General features: G+C 65.2%; 17 protein-coding genes. 6 read left to right on the forward strand and 11 right to left on the reverse strand.

Annotated features, from left to right (window positions below; genetic code table 11):
- Positions 1-14 precede the first annotated feature (14 nt).
- Positions 15-236, reverse strand: coding sequence for a hypothetical protein (locus tag VPH40_RS06895; protein WP_099667305.1), 222 nt, complete (start codon positions 234-236; stop codon positions 15-17).
- Positions 237-455: 219 nt separating this feature from the next.
- On the opposite strand from VPH40_RS06895, the gene VPH40_RS06900 reads away from it, so the two are divergent.
- Both VPH40_RS06900 and VPH40_RS06905 read left to right on the forward strand, forming a co-directional pair.
- The gene (locus VPH40_RS06900; RefSeq protein WP_328573071.1) at positions 456-1,043 is read left to right on the forward strand and encodes a chromate transporter; all 588 of its coding nucleotides are present in this window, start codon (positions 456-458) and stop codon (positions 1,041-1,043) included.
- The gene (locus VPH40_RS06905; protein WP_328573072.1) at positions 1,040-1,624 is read left to right on the forward strand and encodes a chromate transporter; all 585 of its coding nucleotides are present in this window, start codon (positions 1,040-1,042) and stop codon (positions 1,622-1,624) included. Before VPH40_RS06900 ends, VPH40_RS06905 begins: the two co-directional genes overlap by 4 nt.
- Before the next feature lie 2 nt (positions 1,625-1,626).
- On the opposite strand, the gene urtE is transcribed toward VPH40_RS06905, so the two are convergent.
- From urtE to VPH40_RS06940, 7 genes are all read right to left on the reverse strand, one after another.
- Positions 1,627-2,325 carry an urea ABC transporter ATP-binding subunit UrtE gene (gene urtE, locus VPH40_RS06910; RefSeq protein ID WP_328573073.1) on the reverse strand — a complete coding sequence of 233 codons (699 nt, stop codon included), beginning with the start codon at positions 2,323-2,325 and terminating at the stop codon, positions 1,627-1,629.
- 18 nt (positions 2,326-2,343) lie between these two features.
- On the reverse strand, positions 2,344-3,174 hold the full coding sequence (gene urtD, locus VPH40_RS06915) for an urea ABC transporter ATP-binding protein UrtD (RefSeq protein ID WP_251348099.1): 831 nt from the start codon (positions 3,172-3,174) through the stop codon (positions 2,344-2,346).
- Positions 3,171-4,292, reverse strand: coding sequence for an urea ABC transporter permease subunit UrtC (gene urtC / locus VPH40_RS06920; protein ID WP_328573074.1), 1,122 nt, complete (start codon positions 4,290-4,292; stop codon positions 3,171-3,173). The genes urtD and urtC overlap by 4 nt, the downstream gene beginning before the upstream one ends.
- Complete coding sequence (gene urtB / locus VPH40_RS06925) at positions 4,289-5,887, reverse strand: urea ABC transporter permease subunit UrtB (RefSeq protein WP_328573075.1); 1,599 nt, start codon at positions 5,885-5,887, stop codon at positions 4,289-4,291. The genes urtC and urtB overlap by 4 nt, the downstream gene beginning before the upstream one ends.
- A 141-nt stretch (positions 5,888-6,028) precedes the next feature.
- Positions 6,029-7,282, reverse strand: a complete 1,254-nt coding sequence (urtA, locus tag VPH40_RS06930) for an urea ABC transporter substrate-binding protein (RefSeq protein ID WP_328573076.1) — start codon at positions 7,280-7,282, stop codon at positions 6,029-6,031.
- A gap of 187 nt (positions 7,283-7,469) precedes the next feature.
- Complete coding sequence (locus VPH40_RS06935; protein WP_328573077.1) at positions 7,470-8,258, reverse strand: DUF4349 domain-containing protein; 789 nt, start codon at positions 8,256-8,258, stop codon at positions 7,470-7,472.
- Between the two features lie 16 nt (positions 8,259-8,274).
- A complete protein-coding gene (locus tag VPH40_RS06940) occupies positions 8,275-8,874 on the reverse strand; it encodes a transglutaminase-like domain-containing protein (RefSeq protein WP_328573078.1) in 600 nt (199 codons plus the stop codon).
- A gap of 255 nt (positions 8,875-9,129) precedes the next feature.
- On the opposite strand from VPH40_RS06940, the gene VPH40_RS06945 reads away from it, so the two are divergent.
- Genes VPH40_RS06945 through VPH40_RS06955 form a run of 3 tightly spaced genes read left to right on the forward strand, consistent with a single transcriptional unit; the run spans position 9,130 to position 14,371 of the window.
- A complete protein-coding gene (locus tag VPH40_RS06945; protein WP_099667297.1) occupies positions 9,130-9,717 on the forward strand; it encodes a DUF2760 domain-containing protein in 588 nt (195 codons plus the stop codon).
- The gene (locus VPH40_RS06950) at positions 9,714-11,585 is read left to right on the forward strand and encodes an Hsp70 family protein (protein WP_328573079.1); all 1,872 of its coding nucleotides are present in this window, start codon (positions 9,714-9,716) and stop codon (positions 11,583-11,585) included. The genes VPH40_RS06945 and VPH40_RS06950 overlap by 4 nt, the downstream gene beginning before the upstream one ends.
- Before the next feature lie 2 nt (positions 11,586-11,587).
- A complete protein-coding gene (locus VPH40_RS06955; RefSeq protein WP_328573080.1) occupies positions 11,588-14,371 on the forward strand; it encodes an Hsp70 family protein in 2,784 nt (927 codons plus the stop codon).
- 7 nt (positions 14,372-14,378) lie between these two features.
- On the opposite strand, the gene VPH40_RS06960 is transcribed toward VPH40_RS06955, so the two are convergent.
- The 3 genes from VPH40_RS06960 to VPH40_RS06970 all read right to left on the reverse strand — a co-directional run bounded on the left by VPH40_RS06960 (position 14,379) and on the right by VPH40_RS06970 (position 18,895).
- The gene (locus VPH40_RS06960; protein WP_328573081.1) at positions 14,379-15,920 is read right to left on the reverse strand and encodes a CHASE2 domain-containing protein; all 1,542 of its coding nucleotides are present in this window, start codon (positions 15,918-15,920) and stop codon (positions 14,379-14,381) included.
- A 121-nt stretch (positions 15,921-16,041) separates the two neighbouring features.
- Positions 16,042-17,370 (reverse strand): serine hydrolase domain-containing protein, encoded by a 1,329-nt coding sequence (locus VPH40_RS06965; RefSeq protein ID WP_442906620.1) that lies wholly within the window; start codon positions 17,368-17,370, stop codon positions 16,042-16,044.
- Between the two features lie 28 nt (positions 17,371-17,398).
- Positions 17,399-18,895, reverse strand: coding sequence for an alginate export family protein (locus tag VPH40_RS06970; RefSeq protein WP_328573082.1), 1,497 nt, complete (start codon positions 18,893-18,895; stop codon positions 17,399-17,401).
- Positions 18,896-19,105: 210 nt separating this feature from the next.
- Here VPH40_RS06970 and VPH40_RS06975 point away from each other — a divergent pair, with 210 nt between their 5' ends.
- Positions 19,106-20,242, forward strand: coding sequence for a sigma-54-dependent Fis family transcriptional regulator (locus VPH40_RS06975; RefSeq protein WP_328573083.1), 1,137 nt, complete (start codon positions 19,106-19,108; stop codon positions 20,240-20,242).
- Positions 20,243-20,376 lie beyond the last annotated feature (134 nt).

Raw genomic sequence — 20,376 nt, forward strand, 5'->3', positions numbered from 1 at the left:
TGCCGTGCGGATACTCAATGCACGGTCTGCCGGCGCTGCTCCGGGTGCAGCAGCACGCGCTCGATCAGTTCCGGGGCGACATTGTATGACTTCAGGTATTCCAGCGCGCACAAGGTACTGAAGGCCGCCTGCACGGCGATGCCCAGATTGACGATATCGCACATCTTCTGGTCGACCCGGGCATGCGGCACCACGGTTTTGACGGGCATATGCAGCGTTTCTGTGGATTGAGGCATGATGGACAACTCCTGCGAAGGGGACGGAGGGGGGAGACGGCGTAGCGGTGCGAACCGCGACAGCGCGGACAGGGACAGCGATCATGGTGCCGATAAAAGTATTGCCGATAAACTCTCGATGTCAATGGCAGGGAAACATGAGCCACGGTTTTTTTCTTCCAGGCACAACCGCAGCCGAAAGCGATGGACAAGCGCGCGCGGCCACGGCGATAATCAGCCATGCCTGCCCCTGCCACCACCCAGCCCGACCTCCCCCGCCCCCAGCCCGCCTCGCTTGCCGACCTGTTCTTCTCATTCACCTGGCTGGCCCTGCAAGGCTTCGGCGGCGTGCTGGCCGTGATCCAGCGCGAGATGGTCGAGCGCAAGCGCTGGCTGACGCAGGAGGAATTCCTGGAAGACTGGGCCGTGGCGCAAATCATGCCGGGGCCAAATGTCGTCAACCTGTCCCTGATGGTGGGCGGACGCTATTTCGGCTTGAAAGGCGCGCTGACGGCGCTGGCCGGCATGCTGACCGTGCCCCTCGTCATCGTGCTCGTGCTGGGCGTGCTGTACACGCGCTTCGGCGACAATCCGCAGATGGCAGGCGCCCTGCGCGGCATGGCGGCCGTCTCGGCCGGCATGATCGCCGCCACGGGCGTGAAACTGGCGACCGCGCTGGTCAGGCATCCGCTGCCCCTGTGGCTGACCTTGCCCATCACCGTGCTGGGCGTGCTGATGGTGGCGATCTTCCGCTGGCCCCTGCTGTACATCCTGCTGGGCCTGGGCAGCATCGGCTGCCTGCTCACGTATCGAAAGCTGTCCGCATGACGCCGCCCCTGCAACTGGTATTGAGCGCGGGCGACTGGCTGAACCTGTTCGGCCATTACCTGATGCTGTCGCTGATGTCGATCGGCGGCGCCATTTCCACCACGTCCGAAATGCGCCGTTTCCTCGTCGAGCAGCATGGCTGGCTGACGCAGGCGCAATTCAACGAGTCGATCGCCATCGCCCAGGCCGCACCCGGCCCGAACGTGCTGTTCGTCGCCCTGATGGGCTGGAACGTGGGCATGAACGCGGGCAGCTACACGGCCGCCTGGCTTGGCGTGTTCATCACGATGGTGGGCATCATGCTGCCCAGCACCACCCTCACCTACGTGGCAGCCCAGTGGGGCTACCGCAACCGCGACCTGCGCCCCGTGCGCGCCTTCAAGCAAGGCATGGCGCCCATCGTCGTCGCCCTCTTGATTTCCACGGGCATGATCTTGGGCGGCGCCAACCACCAATGGCGCACCGACTGGCCCCTGTGGACCCTGTCCATCGTGGCTGGCCTCATCATCTGGCGCACGAATATCCATTTATTGTGGCTGCTGGCAGCCGGCGCCGTGCTGGGCTGGTTCCAGCTCATCTGACCTCACACGGCCAGGTGCCGCTTCACCTCCTCGCCATCCATCTGTTCTGCCAGTCCGCTGGCCACGACACTGCCGCGCGACAGCACGATGAAGTCGTCGGCCAGTTCTCGGGCGAAATCAAAATACTGTTCGCACAGCACGATGGCCATGTCGCCGCGCTGTTTCAGCAAGGAAATGACCCTGCCGATATCCTTGATGACGGACGGCTGGATGCCCTCCGTAGGCTCGTCGAAGATGATCAGCTGCGGCTCGGCCAGCAGGGCGCGGGCGATGGCCAGTTGCTGCTGTTGCCCGCCAGACAAATCTCCGCCGCGCCGCTGCAGCATCTCTTTCAATACCGGAAACAGTTCATATACGTGGGGATCGATGCGCGCAGCTTGCCTGCCCCGCTTCACCGCCATGCCCATCAGCAAGTTTTCCTCGACCGTCAGGCGCGCAAAGATGTCGCGCCCCTGCGGCACGTAAGCGATGCCCAGCTTGGCCCGCGCATGGGGCGCCAGCCTCGTGATATCGCGCCCGTGAAACAGCACCTTGCCCTGCGCCACGGGCAGCACGCCCATCAGGCATTTCAGCAAGGTCGTCTTGCCCACGCCATTCCTGCCCAGCAAGGCCAGGCACTCGCCCTTACGCGCCGACAGGTTGATGCCGCGCAAGGTGTGCGAGGAACCGTAGTATTGATTTAACTGTTGCACTTCCAGCATAGTCTGCGATCTCCCCTATTACCTTCCCAGATAGACTTCGATGACCCGCTCGTCGGCTTGCACCTCGTCCATGCGGCCCTGCGCCAGCACGGAACCCTCGTGCAGCACGGTGACGATGCCTTGCCGGGCGATTTCCGTCACAAAGCCCATGTCGTGCTCGACCACCATGATCGAATGTTTGCCCCGTAATTCATTGAGCAATTCCGCCGTGCGCGCCGTTTCCGCATCCGACATGCCGGCCACCGGTTCATCCAATAAAATCAGCTGCGGCTCCTGCATCAGCAGCATGCCGATTTCCAGCCACTGCTTTTGCCCATGCGACAGCAAACCGGCCGGCCGCGCTTCGTGGCCGTTGAGGCGGATCAAGCGCAATACCGCTTCGATCTTGCCGGCCTGCTCCGACGTGAGGCGCGCAAACAGGGTGGGCGCCACGCGCTTGTCCATCTTCATCGCCAGTTCCAGGTTGTCGAACACCGTGTGCTGCTCGAACACGGTGGGACGCTGGAACTTGCGGCCGATGCCCGCGTGGGCGATCTGCGCTTCCGTCATCGTCGCCAGATTCATCGTTTGTCCGAACCAGGCCGTGCCGGACGTGGGCCGCGTCTTGCCCGTGATCACGTCCATCATCGTCGTCTTGCCCGCGCCGTTAGGCCCGATGATGCAGCGCAATTCGCCCACGGAAATATCGAGACTGAGCTTGTTGATGGCCTTGAAACCGTCGAAGGACACGCTGATATCTTCCAGATACAAAATGGCGCCATGCGTCGTGTCGACGCCCTCGCCCTTCACGCGCGCATACGTGGGGCCCGCTTCAGCGCTGGCCATGCCGGGCAGCATGCGGATGCTCATGCGGCCTCCTCTGCCACGACGGCGGCTTTTTTACGTTTGAGCTTGCTCAACACGCCCAGCATGCCTTGCTGCATGAACAGGGTGACGACGATGAACAGCAAGCCCAGCGCAAACAGCCACAGTTCCGGCATGGCGGCCGTGAACCAGCTTTTCAAGCCGTTGACGGTGAAGGCGCCCAGAATCGGGCCGAGCAAGGTGCCGCGCCCGCCGACGGCCACCCACACGACCATCTCGATGGAGTTGGCCGGCGACATCTCGGACGGGTTGATGATGCCCACTTGCGGCGCGTACAGGGCGCCGGCGATGCCGCACAGCACGGCCGACAAGGTCCACACGAACAGCTTGAACCACAGCGGGTTGTAGCCGAGAAACATCAAGCGCGCCTCGCTGTCGCGCACGCCCTGCAGCACCCGTCCCAGCTTCGAGCGGACGATGGCGCGCGCGCCCACCAGGGCCGCCAGCAGGAAGGCCAGGGTCAGCAGGAACAGCACGGCCCGCGTGGCGGGTGCCGTGATGCTGTGGCCCAAGATCGTCTTGAAGTCCGTGAAACCGTTGTTGCCGCCAAAGCCGGTGTCATTGCGGAAGAACAAGAGCATGAAGGCATACGTCATCGCTTGCGTGATGATGGAAAAATACACGCCCTTGATGCGCGAGCGAAACGCGAAGTAACCGAACACAAAGGCCAGTACGCCCGGCACCAGCACGACGAGGGCCATGCAATACCAGAAATGTTCCGTGAAGGCCCAGTACCAGGGGTAGGTTTTCCAGTCGAGAAAGACCATGAAGTCGGGCAAGCTGCTGTGGTACTGGCCCTGGTCGCCGATGGCGCGCATCAGATACATGCCGTGCGCATACGCGCCCAGGGCAAAGAATACGCCGTGGCCCAGGGACAATATGCCCGTGTAGCCCCAGACGAGGTCCAGCGCCAGCGCGGCCAGCGCGTAGCACATGAACTTGCCCACCAGCGCCACCGTATAGGCGGACACGTGCAGCGCATGCCCTTCGGTAAACGCCAGGTTAAAAATCGGCAACAACGCGGCCAGTAATGTACAGGCGGCAATCGCCAGCCACACGGGCCGCGTGAACAAGCCAGGCTTGATTTGATGGGAGGTAATCATTCGACGCTGCGTCCCTTCATGGCAAACAGGCCCTGCGGCCGGCGCTGGATGAAAATGATGATGAATATCAAAATGGCGATCTTCGCCAGCACGGCGCCCGCCACCGGTTCGAGGAATTTGTTGACTTCGCCCAGGCCCAGCGCGGCGATCACGGTGCCGGCCAGCTGACCCACGCCGCCGAGCACCACCACCATGAAGGAATCGACGATGTAGCTTTGGCCCAGGTCCGGCCCCACATTGCCCAGCTGCGACAGGGCCACGCCCCCGAGCCCGGCGATGCCGGAGCCGAGGCCAAAGGTCAGCATGTCGACCTTGCCCGTGGCCACGCCCACGCAATCGGCCATGCGCCGGTTTTGCGTGACGGCCCGCACGAACAGTCCCAGCCGCGTCTTGTTCAAGATCAACCACACGGCCACCACGACAACGATGGCAAAAACGATGATGGCCAGGCGGTTGTACGGCAGCACGAGGCCGCCCAGCACGGTGACGCCGCCCGACATCCAGGCGGGATTGGCCACTTCCACGTTTTGCGCGCCAAAGATCGTGCGCACCGCCTGCATGAGGATCAGGCTGATGCCCCAGGTGGCCAGCAAGGTTTCCAGCGGCCGGCCATACAGCCAGCGGATCACCGTGCGTTCCAGCACTACGCCCACCAGGCCGGAGACGAAAAAAGCGGCAGGCAAGGCGGTCAGCAAATACCAGTCCTGCACGCCGGGCAGGAAGTTGCGGAAAAACAGCTGGCACAGATACGTCGTGTAAGCGCCTATCATCAGCAGTTCGCCATGCGCCATGTTGATGATGCCCATCAAGCCGAACGTGATGGCCAGGCCCAGGGCCGCCAGCAGCAGCACGCTGCCCAGCGAAATGCCGTAAAACACATTGCCGGCGAACTCCATGCGCGCCACTCGTCCCTTGATCTGGCGCATGGTCTCGATGGCGGCCAGTTGCACGGCCTCGTCCGGCTCGCCGACCTTGCCATCTGGCCCTTTATCCAGCATGGCTTGCAGCACGGGCAGCAGGCGCGCATCGCTGCTGCCGGCCAGCGCCTGCACGGCGGCCTTACGCGTGGCGACGTCGGGCGCATGCAGGTTGGCGCTGGCGATCAGCACCTGCAATATCTGTGTAATTTCAGCATCGTTTTCCTGCGCCAGCGCCGCGCGGATCAAGGGAAGCTGCGCGGGATCAATCGCCTTTTGCAACGCTTGCGCGGCCGCCAGCCGTTCGGCCCGTTCCGGCGCCAGCAGTTTCAGCCCCGACAAGGCGCCTGCCACGGCCGAGCGCAAGCGGTTGTTGACCATCACGCCATCGATGCCGTCGGGCAGCGGCACGTTCTTGCCGAGTGCCGGGTCAAGCGCCTGCTCGCCGTCGACGATGTACACCTTGCCGTCGGGCGTGGCGTACAACGCGTCGTCCTGCAAGGCTTGCAGCACACGGGCGGCCTCGGGCGTGGCAAGGGCGGCGATCTGCGCGACGGCGACGACCCTGGCGTCGGGATCATCGCCGGCCAGCGGCTTGAGCAAGTCGGGAGGGATGGCGGCCTGCGCAGACAACGGCAACAGGCAAACTAATAGCAAAATACGACGTAGCAGACGCATGCGGAAAGACCTCTCATCGTTACTTCAGCCCAAGCGAAAATCTGGGGTCAGACGGGGACGCCAAGTTCCATCGGGGGAATTCGTCCCAATGGGACAAATTCCGATCGCGAAGCGACTGACCCCGGCCTTTCTGCCGCCAGCTCATAACTTCTGCTTGCCCTCATTGCCCTTGATAAACGGGCTCCACGGCTGGGCGCGTATCGGCTCCTTGGTTTTCCACACGACATTGAATTGCCCATCAGCCTTGATTTCGCCGATCATCACGGGCTTGTGCAAGTGGTGATTCGTGGCATCCATGGTCAGGGTAAAGCCCGATGGCGCCTTGACGCTCTGGCCGGCCATGGCGGCGATCACCTTGTCCGTCTCCGTCGATTTCGCCTTTTCCACGGCTTGCGCCCACATGTGGATGCCGACATAGGTCGCTTCCATCGGGTCGTTCGTCACGACCGACCCCGCGTTCGGCAGTTTTTGCGCCACCGCATACGCTTTCCACTGCTTGATGAAGGCCGTGTTGACGGGATTCTTGACGGATTCGAAATAATTCCATGCCGCCAGGTGACCGAGCAGCGGCTTGGTATCGATGCCGCGCAACTCTTCCTCGCCCACGGAAAACGCGACGACGGGCACGTCCGTGGCTTTCAAGCCCGCATTGCCCAGTTCCTTGTAGAACGGCACGTTGGAATCGCCATTGATGGTGGAAATAACGGCCGTCTTGCCACCCGTGGAAAACTTCTTGATGTTGGCGACGATGGTTTGATAGTCGGCGTGGCCGAATGGCGTGTAGACCTCGCTGATGTCGCCATCCTTGACGCCTTTGCTTTTCAGAAAGGCGCGCAGGATCTTGTTGGTGGTGCGCGGATACACGTAATCCGTGCCCAGCAGCACGAAGCGCTTGGCGCCGCCGCCATCCTTGCTCATCAGGTATTCCACGGCGGGAATCGCCTGCTGGTTCGGCGCGGCGCCCGTATAGAACACATTCTTTTCCAGCTCCTCGCCCTCGTATTGCACCGGGTAAAACAGCAGGCTGTTGAGTTCCTTGAACACGGGCAACACCGACTTGCGCGACACGGACGTCCAGCAGCCGAACACGACAGCCACCTTATCCTGCGCCACCAGCTGGCGCGCTTTTTCCGCGAACAAGGGCCAGTTCGATGCGGGATCGACGACGACGGCTTCCAGCTTCTTGCCCAGCACGCCGCCCTTGGCATTGATCTCGGCAATCGTCATCAGCGCCACATCCTTGAGCGACGTTTCGGAAATGGCCATGGTGCCCGACAGGGAGTGCAAAATGCCCACCTTGATCGTATCGGCGGCCAAGGCTGCCTGCATATAAGTGGAGGTGGCCAGGGCCAGTGCGCCGGCGGCGGCCGCTTTCAGGATGATGCGTCGTGACATGGGGACTCCTGTGATGGGTTCGTGGGGGGTCGAGCTGGGCCTGCGATGTTGTTAAAGCAGAATGCATGCCAGTGCCAGCAGGTGTCCGCCATGGTGCACGGGGCCAGCGCCGCACGAAAAAAAACCTGGCTGCACAAGGACTGTGCAGCCAGGTTTCAAATTGCCGTAAAACGGTGCGTAACCCGCATCAATTCTTGCGTGGCACGCCTTTCAAACGGCGCCAGCCCTTGCGGCCCAGCGGGAACAGCAGCACGAAAGCGATCAGCCACGGCAGGATGTAGGCCATGGCCGTGATGGCGTTGGCCACGCCTTCCGACAGGTTTTCCGTGAAATTGCCCAGCGCGCGCTTGACGGGGCGCCAGAACGATTGCTTGCCTTCGGCGCTGATGGCCACGTTCAACAAGTCCGTATCGATGCGCTGCATCAACAGCGCGTTGGCGGCCGTCGCCTGCTCCAGCTCCACTTGCACGGTGGCCAGCTCCTTGGTCACCTTGATGAGGGCATCGACGTTGGTGCCCGAGCGCTTTTCCAGGTCTTGCAGCTGCGCCTGGTATTGCTTGAGCATTTCCAGGCGTTTCTTGCTGTCGAGCACCGGACGGCCCAGGTCTTCCACCTTGGTGCCCTGGCTGGTGACGTCGCCTTCGGCCGCGACCAGCGCGACCAGCTTCTTGATGCCGGCCGGCTTGGCGCGCATGCTGATGCGCGCATGCACGTAGCGGCCGCTGTCGACGCTGGAATCGAGCAGCAGGCAGCCGTTTTCCGTATCGGCCTTGCAGGCAGCGACCACTTTTTCATACAGGGGACGCACTTGCGCCTCGTGCGTATCGACGCTGACATTATGTTCATAGGCAAGAAACTCGCTGCCCTTTTCCTTGCCATCGAGACGCGCGGCGCTCGATTGCCCGCCGCTCTCGCCCTTGCTGCCGCAACCGGCCAGCAGCATCAGGCCAATCAGACCCATATGGATTTTTTTCATGGTTTCTTTCTATGAATTACTTGTTCAACGGAAGCATCTCGACATCGGGCAGATGCGCCGCCACTTCCTGCACCGTCGCATGGCCCGTCAGGGAGGCGATCACCTGCGGCAACGGCGCCGGCCAGATTTCCGGCAAATCGCGTTCCTCGGGCGCCAGCACGGGAAAGGCCAGCTGTTCCCGTGGCGGCACAAACGCCGCGTCGACGCCGGGCTTGTTGCCGCGCGCATCGATGCGGTACCAGCCAAATTCCTGCAGATACACGGCATTCAAGCCATGCAGGCAGAACGGCGGCCCCACCTCGCCCACGGCCAGGCGCTGGTAGCACAGGCCGGCAGGAATGCCGTTGGCGCGCAGCAGCGCGGCCAGCAGATGGCTCTTCGCATAACAATAGCCCGTGCCATGCTGCAAGACGTCGGACGCGCGGCAGGTGACGGGATTGCGCTGGTAATCCCAGCTGTGGGCGACCTCGTCGCGCACGAAGGCAAAGCAGCGGGCCGCGATCGCGGCGTCGCCCACCGCGCCCACCGCCAGCGCGGCCGCCCTGGCGCGCACGGCTGGATGGTCGCTGTCGATGTAAGTGCTGCTGGCTAAATACAGGGAAAAGTCGCTAGACATGGCATCGAGGTCATGCAAAAAGATAATGCGCGATTCTAGTCGAAGCGGCACGAAATCGAACGTTTCCTTGCGCAAGAACAAAGGAAATCCACGCTTCGGCCTGCCTGCCAGGGGGGCGGCGACTTTGGCGGCGGCCCGGTAGCTGGTATCATGCGGGCAAACGCAGCCGGCCCTGTTGGCCCCGCACATGGCACTACCTTGCGAAGCGGCCCCCGCCGCCGACGCCTCCCTACAGATCAGAGAAACGAGTTCCCTATGAGCACTTCATCGTCCCACCCATCGTTCTGGCGCCGAGTCCCGCTGGCTTTCGGCGCCTTCTTCAGCACCCTGTCGGACGCCGCCTATGCGGCCCGCGTGGAAAAGCTTTCCTTGCCCGAAGCCGCCCCGGTGGCGCCAGTGGCCCCGGCTCCGGCGCCCGCCCCCGTGCCGACGCCGGCCGCCGCGCCCGTCATTTTGAAGGAAGCGACGCCCGATGCGGCCCTGCAATTGCTGGCCCTGCTGCAACGCGAAGCGCGATTGATCGACTTTACCCAGGAAAACCTGGGCAGCCATGCCGATGCCGACATCGGCGCGGCCGCCCGCGTCGTACATGAAGGCTGCGCCAAGGTCATGCGCGAGTATTTCACCATCGAGGCCGTGCGCCAGGAAGCCGAAGGCAGCCGCATCGTGCTGCAGGAAGGTTTTGATTCCGCGCAAGTGCGCCTGACGGGCAACGTGGTCGGTTCCGCGCCATTCACGGGCACCCTCAGCCACCGCGGCTGGCGCGCGTCCAGCGTGCGCCTGCCGAAACTGAGCGAGCAGCACGACGCCGCCATCCTGGCGCCAGCCGAGGTGGAACTGTGAACGACACGATCAACCCTACCCCGCGCTACGCCATCGGCATCGACCTGGGCACCACCCACAGCGCCCTGTCGTATGTGAACCTGGTCGAGAGCGACGGCGAAAAGTCCAGCCACGGCGTGCTGAAAGTGCCGCAGCTGTCGGCGCCGGGCACCGTCGAAGAATTGTCGCTGCTGCCGTCGTTCGTCTACCTGCCGCACGCCGATGAAGTGGCGGCGGGCGACCTGGCCCTGCCCTGGGTCACCGAGGAAGCGCAAGTGCCGTTCGTCGTCGGTGAAATGGCCCGCAGCCGCGGCGCCACCACGCCGATCCGCCTCGTCTCCAGCGCGAAAAGCTGGCTGTGCCACCCGGGCGTGGACCGCCGCGCGGCCATCCTGCCGAACGATGCGCCGGCGGAAGTCGCGCGCATTTCGCCCATCACGGCCGCCACGCGCTACCTGACGCATTTGCGCCAGGCGTGGGACAACGCCCACCCGCAAGCACCGTTCGCCGAGCAGGAAATCACCGTCACGATACCCGCCTCGTTCGACCCGGCCGCGCGCGAGCTGACGATGGAAGCGGCGCAGGCGGCCGGCTACGCCTCGCTGACCCTGCTGGAAGAGCCGCAGGCGGCCTTGTACAGCTGGATCCAGACCAGCGAAGGGCGCTGGCGCAAGGAAGTCAAGCCGGGCGACATCATCCTGGTCGTCGACGTGGGCGGCGGCACCAGCGACTTTTCGCTGATCGCCGTGCTGGAACGCGACGGCGTGCTGGAACCGCACCGCGTGGCCGTCGGCGAACACATCCTGCTGGGCGGCGACAATATGGACCTGGCGCTGGCCCACCTGGTGGCCCGCAAGCTGGCCGCCAACGGCACCCAGCTGGACGCCTGGCAGATGCGCGCGCTGACCTATGGCTGCCGCAGCGCCAAGGAAAGCCTGCTGGCCGACAGCGGCCTGGAAACGGCGCCCATCGTCGTGCCGAGCCGCGGCTCGAAACTGATCGGCGGCTCCATCCGTACGGAACTGACGCGCGCGGAAGTGTCCACCTTCATCCTCGACGGCTTCTTCCCGCAAGTGGAAGCGTCGAGCCGTCCTGCCGTGCGCACGCGCGCCGGCCTGACGCAACTGGGCTTGCCGTATGCGCAGGACGCGGCCATCACGCGCCACCTGGCCGCGTTCCTGGGCCGGCAAGTGGCAGCCACCAGCGAACTGGAAGGCTTTGCGGGCCGCCAGTCGGCCGACGCCAGCTTCCTGCACCCGACGGCCGTGCTGTTCAACGGCGGCGTCTTCAAGTCCGACCTGCTGGTGCAGCGCATCATGGCCACCGTCAACGACTGGCTGTACATGGAAGGCGCGGAACCGGCGCGCATGCTGGCCGGGGCCGACCTGGACCTGGCCGTGGCACGCGGCGCCGCCTACTACAGCTACGTGCGGCGCGGCCATGGTGTGCGCATCCGCGGCGGCACGGCCAGTTCCTTCTATGTCGCCATCGAATCGGCCATGCCCGCCATCCCCGGCATGGAACCGCCGATCCAAGCCCTGTGCGTGGCGCCGTTCGGCATGGAAGAAGGCAGCGAACTGGAATTGCCGGGCCAGCAATTCGGCCTGGTGGTGGGCGAACCCGTGCACTTCCGCTTCTTTGCCTCGTCCACGCGCCGCAACGACCAGATCGGCGACTTGCTCGATTTCTGGGGTCCCGACGAATTGCAGGAACTGAGCGAAATCCAGGCCACCCTGTCCGCCGAAGGCCGGTCGGCCGGCGACGTGGTGCAGGTCAAGCTGCACGCGCGCGTGACGGAAGCGGGCACCCTGGAGCTGCTGGCCGTTTCCCCTGACGGCGCCGAGCGCTGGAAAGTGGAATTCGACGTGCGCGGCACGCCGCAGCAATAGGCATGCGCAGCGCTGTGGGCAAGCCGGCCTTCCTGGTCGGCATCGACCTGGGCACCACCAACACGGTGGTCGCGTATGCGGCGGCTGGCGATGCGCCGGCAGGAATAAACCTGTTCGCCATTGAGCAGCTGGTCGCTCCCGGCGAAGTGGGCGCACGCCCCCTGCTGCCATCCTTGCGCTACCATCCTGCCTCCGGCGAACTGGCGGCGGGCGACTTGCAGCTGCCCTGGCCGCAGCAGGACGTGGCTGGCGTGGACCAAAGCGTACTGGGCGCCCTGGCGCGCCAGCTGGGCGCCCAGGTGCCGGGCCGGTTAGTGGCCAGCGCGAAGAGCTGGCTGTCGCACGCGAACGTAGACCGCCAGGCGCCCATCCTGCCCTGGGGCGCGGACGCCGATGTCGCGAAAGTGTCGCCCGTGGCGGCCAGCGCCAGCTACCTGGCCTACGTGCGCGCCGCGTGGAACCACCGCTTTCCCGACGCTCCTTTGGCGCAGCAGGAACTGGTGCTGACCATCCCCGCCTCGTTCGACGAGGGTGCGCGCGCACTCACCCTGGAAGCGGCCCGCATGGCGGGCTTGCCCGCGCTGCGGCTGGTGGAAGAACCGCAGGCGGCCTTCTACAATTTCCTGCAGCGCCAGCGCGCCACCCTGCGCGCAGACCTGGCCGACACGCGCCGCATTTTAGTCTGCGACGTGGGCGGCGGCACCACCGATTTCAGCCTGATCGACGTGGCCTTCGATGACGACGGCGAACCGCAGCTCACGCGCAGCAGCGTGGGCAACCATTTGATACTCGGCGGCGACAATATGGACCTGGCGCTGGCCCGCCTGGTGGAAACGCGCCTGGCCGCCGGCCAGGAAGGCGGCATGAAGCTGTCCGCCGCGCGCCTGTCGCAGCTGATGGAACGCTGCCGCGCCGCCAAGGAGCTGCTGCTGTCCGCCGACGCGCCGGAGAAAACCACCGTCACCCTGCTGGGCGCCGGTTCGCGCCTGATCGGCGGCAGCCGTTCCGTCGACGTCACGCGCGAGGAAGTGGCGGCCATGGTGGTCGACGGCTTCTTCCCGAAGGGGGAACTGGGCGACACGGCGAAAAAAGGCCGCGCCGGCATCGTCGAATTCGGCCTGCCGTATGCGCAGGACGCGGCCATCACGCGTCACCTGGCCAGTTTTCTGCAGCAGCATACCGGCGCACTGCCCGATACCCTGCTGCTGAATGGCGGCGTGTTCCGCGCCGACGCATTGGCGCGCCGCCTGGCCGACACCCTGGCGCACTGGCGCGGACAGCCGCTGACCATCCTGCACAACGACAATCCCGATGTGGCCGTGGCCCGTGGCGCCGTCGCCTACGCGCTGGCCCGGCGCGGCCAGGCGCCGCGCATCGGCGGCGGTTCGCCGCGCAGCTATTTCCTCGTGCTGGGCGAGGCGGGCAAGGACCACCGCGCCGTCTGCATCCTGCCCCGTGGCAGCGCCAGCGGCGAGGAAATCCGCCTGACGGAGCGCCTGTTCGCCTTGCGCCTGGGCCGGCCCGTGCGCTTCCACCTGGCCACGTCCCTCTTTGAGGCGGGCACGCCGCCGCAGCTGGGCGAGATCGTCGACCTGGACGCGGGCGAGTATTTGCGCCTGCCGCCGCTGGCCAGCGTGTTGCACGCCAAAGACGGCGGTAACGACAAACGCGACATCACCGTGCAACTGGCCACCGTGATGACGGAAGTGGGTACGCTGGAAGTGCATTGCGTGGCCGCAGCCGATGCCAGTGCGCGCTGGCTGCTGGAATTCCAGCTGCGCGCTGGCAAGGAAGAGCAAGGCGGTGGCGAGGCTCAAGCCGTGTCGCCGCGCATGAAGGAAGCCATCGAGAAGATCGAACGCATTTTCGGCGGCAAGGCGCAAAAAGTCGACGTCAAGGAAGTGCGCCAGCTGCGCCAGCACCTGGAACGGGGGCTGGGCGGACGCGAAAGCTGGGATACGCCGCTGCTGCGCCAGCTGTTCGACGCCCTCCTGCTGCGCGCCCGCGGCCGGCGCCGCTCCGCCGAGCATGAGCGGGTCTGGCTGAATCTGGCCGGCTACTGCCTGCGTCCCGGCTACGGCGATGCGCTGGACCCGTGGCGCATCGAGCAGCTGTGGGCGATGTTCGACACGGGCGTGCAGCACCACAAGGATAGCCAGGTATGCGCCGAATGGTGGACCCTGTGGCGCCGGGTGGCCGGCGGCTTGAACACGGAGCAGCAATTGCGCCTGCTCGACGACTTCGCCTTCAACCTGCAAGCCGATGCGGCCCAGCGCGGCAGCCGCCCCGTCACCCTCGTGAACGGCAGCGACGACGACATGCTGCGCCTGGGCGCCTCGCTGGAGCGCATCCCTGGCGCCTACAAGGCGGAAGTGGGCGCCTGGCTGCTGAAACGCCTGGAGAAAGCCGGCAAGAAGGGGGAAGCGGCGGACACGAACACCCTGTGGGCGCTGGCCAGGGTCGGCGCGCGCCAGCCCTTCCACGGCAGCGCGCACGAAGTGGTCGACAGCGCCACCGTGGCCGACTGGTTGCAGGTGCTGCTGGCGCTGGACTGGAAAAAAATCGAGCCGGCCGCCTTCGCCGCCACCCACCTGGCGCGCATGACAGGAGACCGCTCGCGCGACATCGCCGACGAACTGCGCGCCACCATCCTCGCCCGCCTGAAAGCCGTGGGCGCCCCGCCCCTGTGGCAAGCGATGGTCAGCGAAGTGACGCAGCTGGACGAAGCGAATACCAAGCGCATGCTGGGCGAGGCGCTGCCGCCGGGGTTGAAGCTGATCAATTAATCACTCGCTACACCAGCGCCACCACCAGCAACACCACCGCCAGCGGCGCCTGCACCAGCACGATGCCGGGATGCGTGCGGCGCAGCTGGGCCCACACGGACAGACCCGGCACTTCCTCGTGCGGGTGGTGGGCTTCGTCGCGCAGCGACATCGCATGCAGGAACATGCCGGCGATCAGGGGGCCGGGATTGACCCACCAGCCCTGCTCCAGCAAGCCGCGCGATAAATAGATGGCCAGCGCGCCGATGGCAAACGGCGAAGCCCACACCAGCGCCAGCATCAGGCGGATGCCATAGAATTCCGCCAGGGTGCCCATGCGGTGCAGGCGGCTGAAATCGTGGTCTTCCATGCGCTTGTCGATGGCCAGTTCGGCGCGGCCGTACAGGGTCCACAGGCCGCCGAACAGGCAGCCCAGCAGCACGCCGATGACGATATCGGCTACGAACACCGCATATTTATTGACGTCGGCCGTGCCGATGCCCAGCGACGTGTGGGCGGCCGCATGCAGGTGCAGGCCGGCCTGCTCGCCTTCGGCCGTCGTATAGCGGTCGCGCACATCATACGTGCTGCCGATATACACGACATTCTTGCGCAACGCCCCGGCATCCACGCCGGCCTGGCCTTCGATCAGCTTGACGCGCGTGCGCGTGGGGTTCAGGAATTGGGGTGCCACGGCGGCCGGGTGAAACGGCGCGGTGACGGCGTTCTGTTCGGCCGCCGCCTCGGCGTCACCGCGGATGACGGGTTCGAACGCCCAGCGCGCCAATTCCTTTTCGCTGCCCGTGCGCCGCGCCAGCTGGCACACGCGGCCCGCCAGCGCCAGCCCTTGCTTTTGCTCGGACAGGACGGCCGGCATGGGTTGCTTCTGCTCCTGTTCATCGGCGCCATGCGCCAGCTCGAAGGCCACGGCCGCCAGCACGGGGCTTTTCAGCTCGATGCGCGTGACGGCGCCCATGCGTTCGCGGATCCGCGGGCTGGCAAAGTGGATGCCGGCCGCGCAGCGCGCGCGTATCCAGGGCAGGTTCGCATTCTCGTCCGATTGCTCGGGCAGGATCAGCACCAGTTGCCGGCCATCGGCGGCCAGCCGGTCGAGCAGGCGGTCCAGCGGCCGCTCGCCCGCCTTGTGCTGTTCGTACACGGCCGGCGCCAGGTCCAGGTCGATGGCCAGCACCTGGCTGCCGCGCGCAGCGGCGCTGGCGATCAATTGCTCCAGGCGCGTGCGTTCCAGCGGTTCGCGCTCGTCGAAGACCTGTTCGAACGCGGGCTGGTCGATTTCGATGATGCCGGGCCGGTAGGCGGCGCCCGGGTCCTTGCCCCGGTCCAGCAACTGCTCCTGCGCCGCGCTGGCGCGCAGCATGGCCGCATCGAGCCATTCGAGCACGTGAAAACCTTCCAGCGCCAGCATCAGCGAGGCGATCAGGCTGGCGCCGATCACGTGGTGCAGCAGGTGCGTGCCCGTCAGCTTGAAGGCCGAACCCAGCTGGGTAACCGGCCACAGCAGGCGCCGCCAGAGCGGCAGGTGCGGTTGATCCGGCTGGCTGGTTTCCACGGTGCCTGCTCCTTGCGCGCAACGAATAAATTATCACTCAAGCAACAAGTAGTGACGAAAGGACAGTATATTGCAGTTGTGCCCGTTTCGCCGCACGGCTGGCAAGGGTCAGCCTGGCACCCTACTTCGGCCTGGCCAGCAGCAGCTTGCCCAGCGCTTCGAAGGCTGGCGTGGTGGTCGGGTCATTGGCCGCATTGGCTGCCGTCGGCGTCGAGGCGAAGCGCACGATCACCATTTCCGCCTTCGGGTCGACGTAGATGCGCTGGCCATACACGCCGCGCGCCATGTAGGCGCCATGGTCGTTATGCGTGACCCACCACATGTCGCGGTAGCTCCAGCCCTTGAGCAAATCGTAGCCGCCCTTGGCGAACAGCTGCTTGTCGCCGCCGCGGCGGATATCCGCGACAGCCGCGCGGGGGATGATTTGCTGGCCGTTGTAGCGGCCATCGTTGCGCAGCATTTCGCCGAAGCGGGCCAGGTCGCGCAAGCCCGCGCTCAAGCCGCCGCCGGCAAACGGCGTGCCCGTCGAATCGACGCTCATGTAGGCATCCTGTTCAGCGCCCAGCTTTTGCCAGATATGTTCGGACAGGTACGCGTTGACGTTCTGCCCCGTGACGCGGGCGATGATCCAGCCCAGCACGTCGGAGTTCACCGTGCGGTAGCCGAACGCCTCGCCATGCCGGCCCTCGTGCCGCACCGTTTGCAAATACTCGAAATAGCTGCGCGGCCCCGTGTAATCCTTCGACTTGGGCAGCGGATTACCGGCCGCCGCGTGCTGCCACACTTCCGCTGTCGGGTCGGCGTAATCTTCGCTGAATTTCAGGCCCGTGGTCATGTCGAGCACCTGGCGCACGGTGGCGTCGCCAAATGCGGACTTGGCCAGTTCCGGCACATACTCGGCCACTTTCTTGTGCGGGTCGAGCTTGCCTTCGGCCACCAGGGCCGCGCCGATGGTGCCCATCACGGACTTCGTCACGGACATGGCGCCATGCTGGCCGCTGTCCTTCAGCACGCCGAAATAGCGCTCATACACGATGCGGCCCCGGTGCAGCACGACGATGCCGTCCGTGTAGTTGGCGCCCAGCGACTGCTCCCAGGTCATCGTTTCCGTCGCGCCCAGGGGCGTGAAGCGCAGGCTGTCGATATCCTTGCGCAGCGCGCGCGGCAAGGGCACGGGCGCTTTCAGGCCGCGCGCCACTTCCACCGTCGGCATCAGCTGGCGGAAATGCGACACGCTCCAGCGCAGCTGCGGGAAGGTGAAATAGCTGCCATCGTCGAAGCGGATGATTTTATCGGCCGGCGGCGGCGCGCCCACCATCCATTGCAAGGTGGCCGGGTCGCTGGCGGCGGCCGACAGCGGCGCCGTCGCTTCTGCCGCATGGGCGCCGGCGGCCAGCGCCAGGCAGGCTGCGGCCAGGGCCAGGCGTTTCATGCTGGGGAAATTGTTCATGTGATGCTCTCCTTGATAGACAGAATGCTTAATAGACCCAGACGACGTTCGCCAGCCAGCCCGTCCACGTCCTGGCCTGGCCATTCACCAGCTGGTTGACGCCCGACTGCGCGAACGAGGCGCTGAAACCCAGGGTCAGATAGGTATTCGGGTTCACCACGCGCACATACTTGACGAAGACATCGTTCGCCAGCATCGGACGCAGCACGCCGGCGATCACCACGGGCGCGTCGCCCGGCACGTCGAGGCGCGTGGCCTGGCCGAACTGCAGCGGGCTGCCCATCTGGTTGGCCCGTACCTGGGCCAGGTAGGCGGTCACGGTATCTTTCGGCGTCGGGTGCAGCTCGATGGTAGCCTGCAGCGCATTCACGTTGGCATTGACGAAGACCCAGGTTGCCTTGCTGCCAGAAGCCCAGGCGCCCGGCGTGCCTTCGAAAAACAGCGGGTCGAAGCGCTCGTTGCGCGCCGTGCGCGGATCGTCGCCTGAAAAACTCTGGTAGCCAAGCGTGAACTTCGGCGTCCAGGCCACGTCGGGCAGAGAAAAGCCCCCTTCCGTGCGCCAGCCCCAGGCCCGCATCGGCTCGCGCGTATTCCATTCGCGCGAGGCGTCGACGCCGAACCAGCCTTTCGGCAGCACGGTGGGCAATACGGGAACGCGCGCGTAGCCATACACGAACTGCAAGTCCTTGCGGCCTTCGGGCACGGCCAGCGGCGCGCCGATGCCGCCTGGCGCCGCCTGCGGATACGCGGCATGCGAACGGGGCACCTTGCCATATGCAATGCCGGCCTTGCGGTCGTTCGCGGGCGCGTAGCTGAAATCAACGCCGACGACGCGCGTGCCCGAATCGTTGTCGGGGTTTTCATTCGGGTCGAGATAAAACGCCTGGGCGCTGAACGCATCCCGGCTTATTTTCGCCACCACGGAATTCTGGAAGGCCTTGCGCGGCCCCAGTTTCAGCGCGCCCCGGTCAAAGCCGTTCGAGCCGCCATTGGCGATCAGCATGCCGGTGCCCAGCGTGAAATTTTGCGCGCCGGCCGACAGGTCGAGCATGGCGCGCGTGCCGCCAAGCGGCATGCGGATGCCGGCGACGAATTCCTCGATCGAAATGCGGCCCGTATCGCCGGCGCCGAATGGATCATGGCGCGCCGTGCCCGAGCCGACGGCGGACACGCGCGCATACAGCTGCTTGCCGTCGCCCAGATTGCGCTTGAAGCCAAGGGCCGGCTTGACATAGAACTCGTACCAATAGGGGTTGAATTCGAAGCCGGGATTACGCGCGGGCGTATTCGACAGCTTCCAGAACAAGTTGTTTTCGCCGGCCACCTGCACGCCCGCTTCCACGGAGCGCGTCATTTGCCAGCTGGCGACTATGGCCGGTTCGACGGCGGCGCGCCGGGCCACTTCCTTTTCCAGGCTGCTCTGGCCATCGGGATCGAGCTGGCCGGCGGCGCCGCAGGAGGCGCTCGCTCCCAGCAAGGCCAGCATCATCGTTCTGCGTGCCAGGAACATCGTTTGCATTGCCATAGATATCCCTTGCGCCGGCTGACTGTCAATTTGAGCGAATGTTATCAGAGATGCTCTTTTTTATTGTTGTAAAGCATCCTATTGTGCGGCGCGGCTGTGGTGAGACGAACGTCTCACGGCAGTCCCATGCTGCAATGCGGCATGCATGTGCCGGCGCTTCGTGCTAAAAACGGGCATACCATAAAAAATACCGAGACACCGGAGAGCGCCATGCCCTACGTCCGCCAGACCAGCCATATCGACCGCGTGCGCGACCTGATCGCCGGCCGCATCGTCAATCCAGGGGCCGATACGGCCAGGCTGGCGTCGTCGTACCGGCGCTCGCTGGACGACTACCGGCTCGACCCCGCCTCCACCACGGGGCCGCGCATCCTGACGGGCGCCGAGCTGCGCGCCATCCAGCAATCCGAAGAAAATTTTCTGCGCTCCACGGGCCAGTGCCTGCCGCGCCTGCACGCCATGGTGCGCGAAGCGGGCTACTGCGTCATCCTCGCCAATGCGCGCGGCGTGACGATCGACTACGTGGTCGACACGGACCAGCGCAAGGATTTCAAGAAGGCGGGCCTGTATCCCGGTTCGTGCTGGTCGGAAGAGGAGGAAGGCACGTGCGGCATCGCCTCCGTGCTGCTCGACCAGGAAGCCATCACGGTGCACAAGACCGACCATTTCCGCGCCGCGTTCACGGGCCTGACCTGCAGCGCCGCACCGATCTTTTCGCCGCACGGCGACTTGATCGGCGTACTTGATGCCTCCGCGCTGACTTCCCCCGATGCGCGCGACAGCCAGCGCCTGGTCAGGCAACTGGTGCGGCAAGGCGCGACCCTGATCGAGGACGGCTTTTTCCTGAAGTCCTACGGCCATTGCTGCATCCTGCTGGCGCACCGCAACCGCCACTTCGTGGAAGTGCAGCCGGAGATGCTGCTCGCCATCGACGAGCATGGCGACATCGTCGCCGCCAACCGCTGCGCGCGCGACGTCATCGGGGGCCTGGACACGCTGCCGCGTCCCGTCGGCGACGTGCTGGAAGTGCGCGCCGAGCGGCTGTTCGATGCGCGCGCGGGACACAATCTGCTGTCCTTGCGCCTGGCCGGAGGCAGCACCTGGCTGCATGCCCGCGTACGCGCACCGCTGCGCCAGGCCGGCGTGCGCGCCACGCGCGAGGCGCCTGTCGCGCCGGACGCACTGGCATACACTGCGCCGGAACAGGCCGAACGCACGCGCATCGTCCACGCCATGAACGCCGCCAAATGGCGCCCGCTGCAAGCGGCGGCCATGCTGGGCATCTCGCGCGCCACCCTGTACCGGCGCCTCAAGCAGTTGCACATCGTGCCGCCGCACCGCCAGTAGCCGTCCGAAAAGCTGAGATTTCCGTCTCAACTTCAGCCATGCTGCGCTGCGCAATGCGGCGCCGGAACGCCAGTGTTACAACATCGTCAGCGGCAACACAGCCGCATCCCATCATAAAGTCAGCAGACTTGGAG

It is taken from the genome of Janthinobacterium sp. P210005 (assembly GCF_036231865.1).
Lineage (GTDB): Bacteria > Pseudomonadota > Gammaproteobacteria > Burkholderiales > Burkholderiaceae_D > Janthinobacterium > Janthinobacterium kumbetense.

Bases quoted from the DNA above. Each gene is read 5' to 3' on its own strand.
- VPH40_RS06895 (WP_099667305.1), bottom strand. From the start codon at position 236: ATGCCTCAATCCACAGAAACGCTGCATATGCCCGTCAAAACCGTGGTG.
- VPH40_RS06900 (WP_328573071.1), top strand. From the start codon at position 456: ATGCCTGCCCCTGCCACCACCCAGCCCGACCTCCCCCGCCCCCAGCCC.
- VPH40_RS06905 (WP_328573072.1), top strand. From the start codon at position 1,040: ATGACGCCGCCCCTGCAACTGGTATTGAGCGCGGGCGACTGGCTGAAC.
- urtE (WP_328573073.1), bottom strand. From the start codon at position 2,325: ATGCTGGAAGTGCAACAGTTAAATCAATACTACGGTTCCTCGCACACC.
- urtD (WP_251348099.1), bottom strand. From the start codon at position 3,174: ATGAGCATCCGCATGCTGCCCGGCATGGCCAGCGCTGAAGCGGGCCCC.
- urtC (WP_328573074.1), bottom strand. From the start codon at position 4,292: ATGATTACCTCCCATCAAATCAAGCCTGGCTTGTTCACGCGGCCCGTG.
- urtB (WP_328573075.1), bottom strand. From the start codon at position 5,887: ATGCGTCTGCTACGTCGTATTTTGCTATTAGTTTGCCTGTTGCCGTTG.
- urtA (WP_328573076.1), bottom strand. From the start codon at position 7,282: ATGTCACGACGCATCATCCTGAAAGCGGCCGCCGCCGGCGCACTGGCC.
- VPH40_RS06935 (WP_328573077.1), bottom strand. From the start codon at position 8,258: ATGAAAAAAATCCATATGGGTCTGATTGGCCTGATGCTGCTGGCCGGT.
- VPH40_RS06940 (WP_328573078.1), bottom strand. From the start codon at position 8,874: ATGTCTAGCGACTTTTCCCTGTATTTAGCCAGCAGCACTTACATCGAC.
- VPH40_RS06945 (WP_099667297.1), top strand. From the start codon at position 9,130: ATGAGCACTTCATCGTCCCACCCATCGTTCTGGCGCCGAGTCCCGCTG.
- VPH40_RS06955 (WP_328573080.1), top strand. From the start codon at position 11,588: ATGCGCAGCGCTGTGGGCAAGCCGGCCTTCCTGGTCGGCATCGACCTG.
- VPH40_RS06965 (WP_442906620.1), bottom strand. From the start codon at position 17,370: ATGAACAATTTCCCCAGCATGAAACGCCTGGCCCTGGCCGCAGCCTGC.
- VPH40_RS06970 (WP_328573082.1), bottom strand. From the start codon at position 18,895: ATGGCAATGCAAACGATGTTCCTGGCACGCAGAACGATGATGCTGGCC.
- VPH40_RS06975 (WP_328573083.1), top strand. From the start codon at position 19,106: ATGCCCTACGTCCGCCAGACCAGCCATATCGACCGCGTGCGCGACCTG.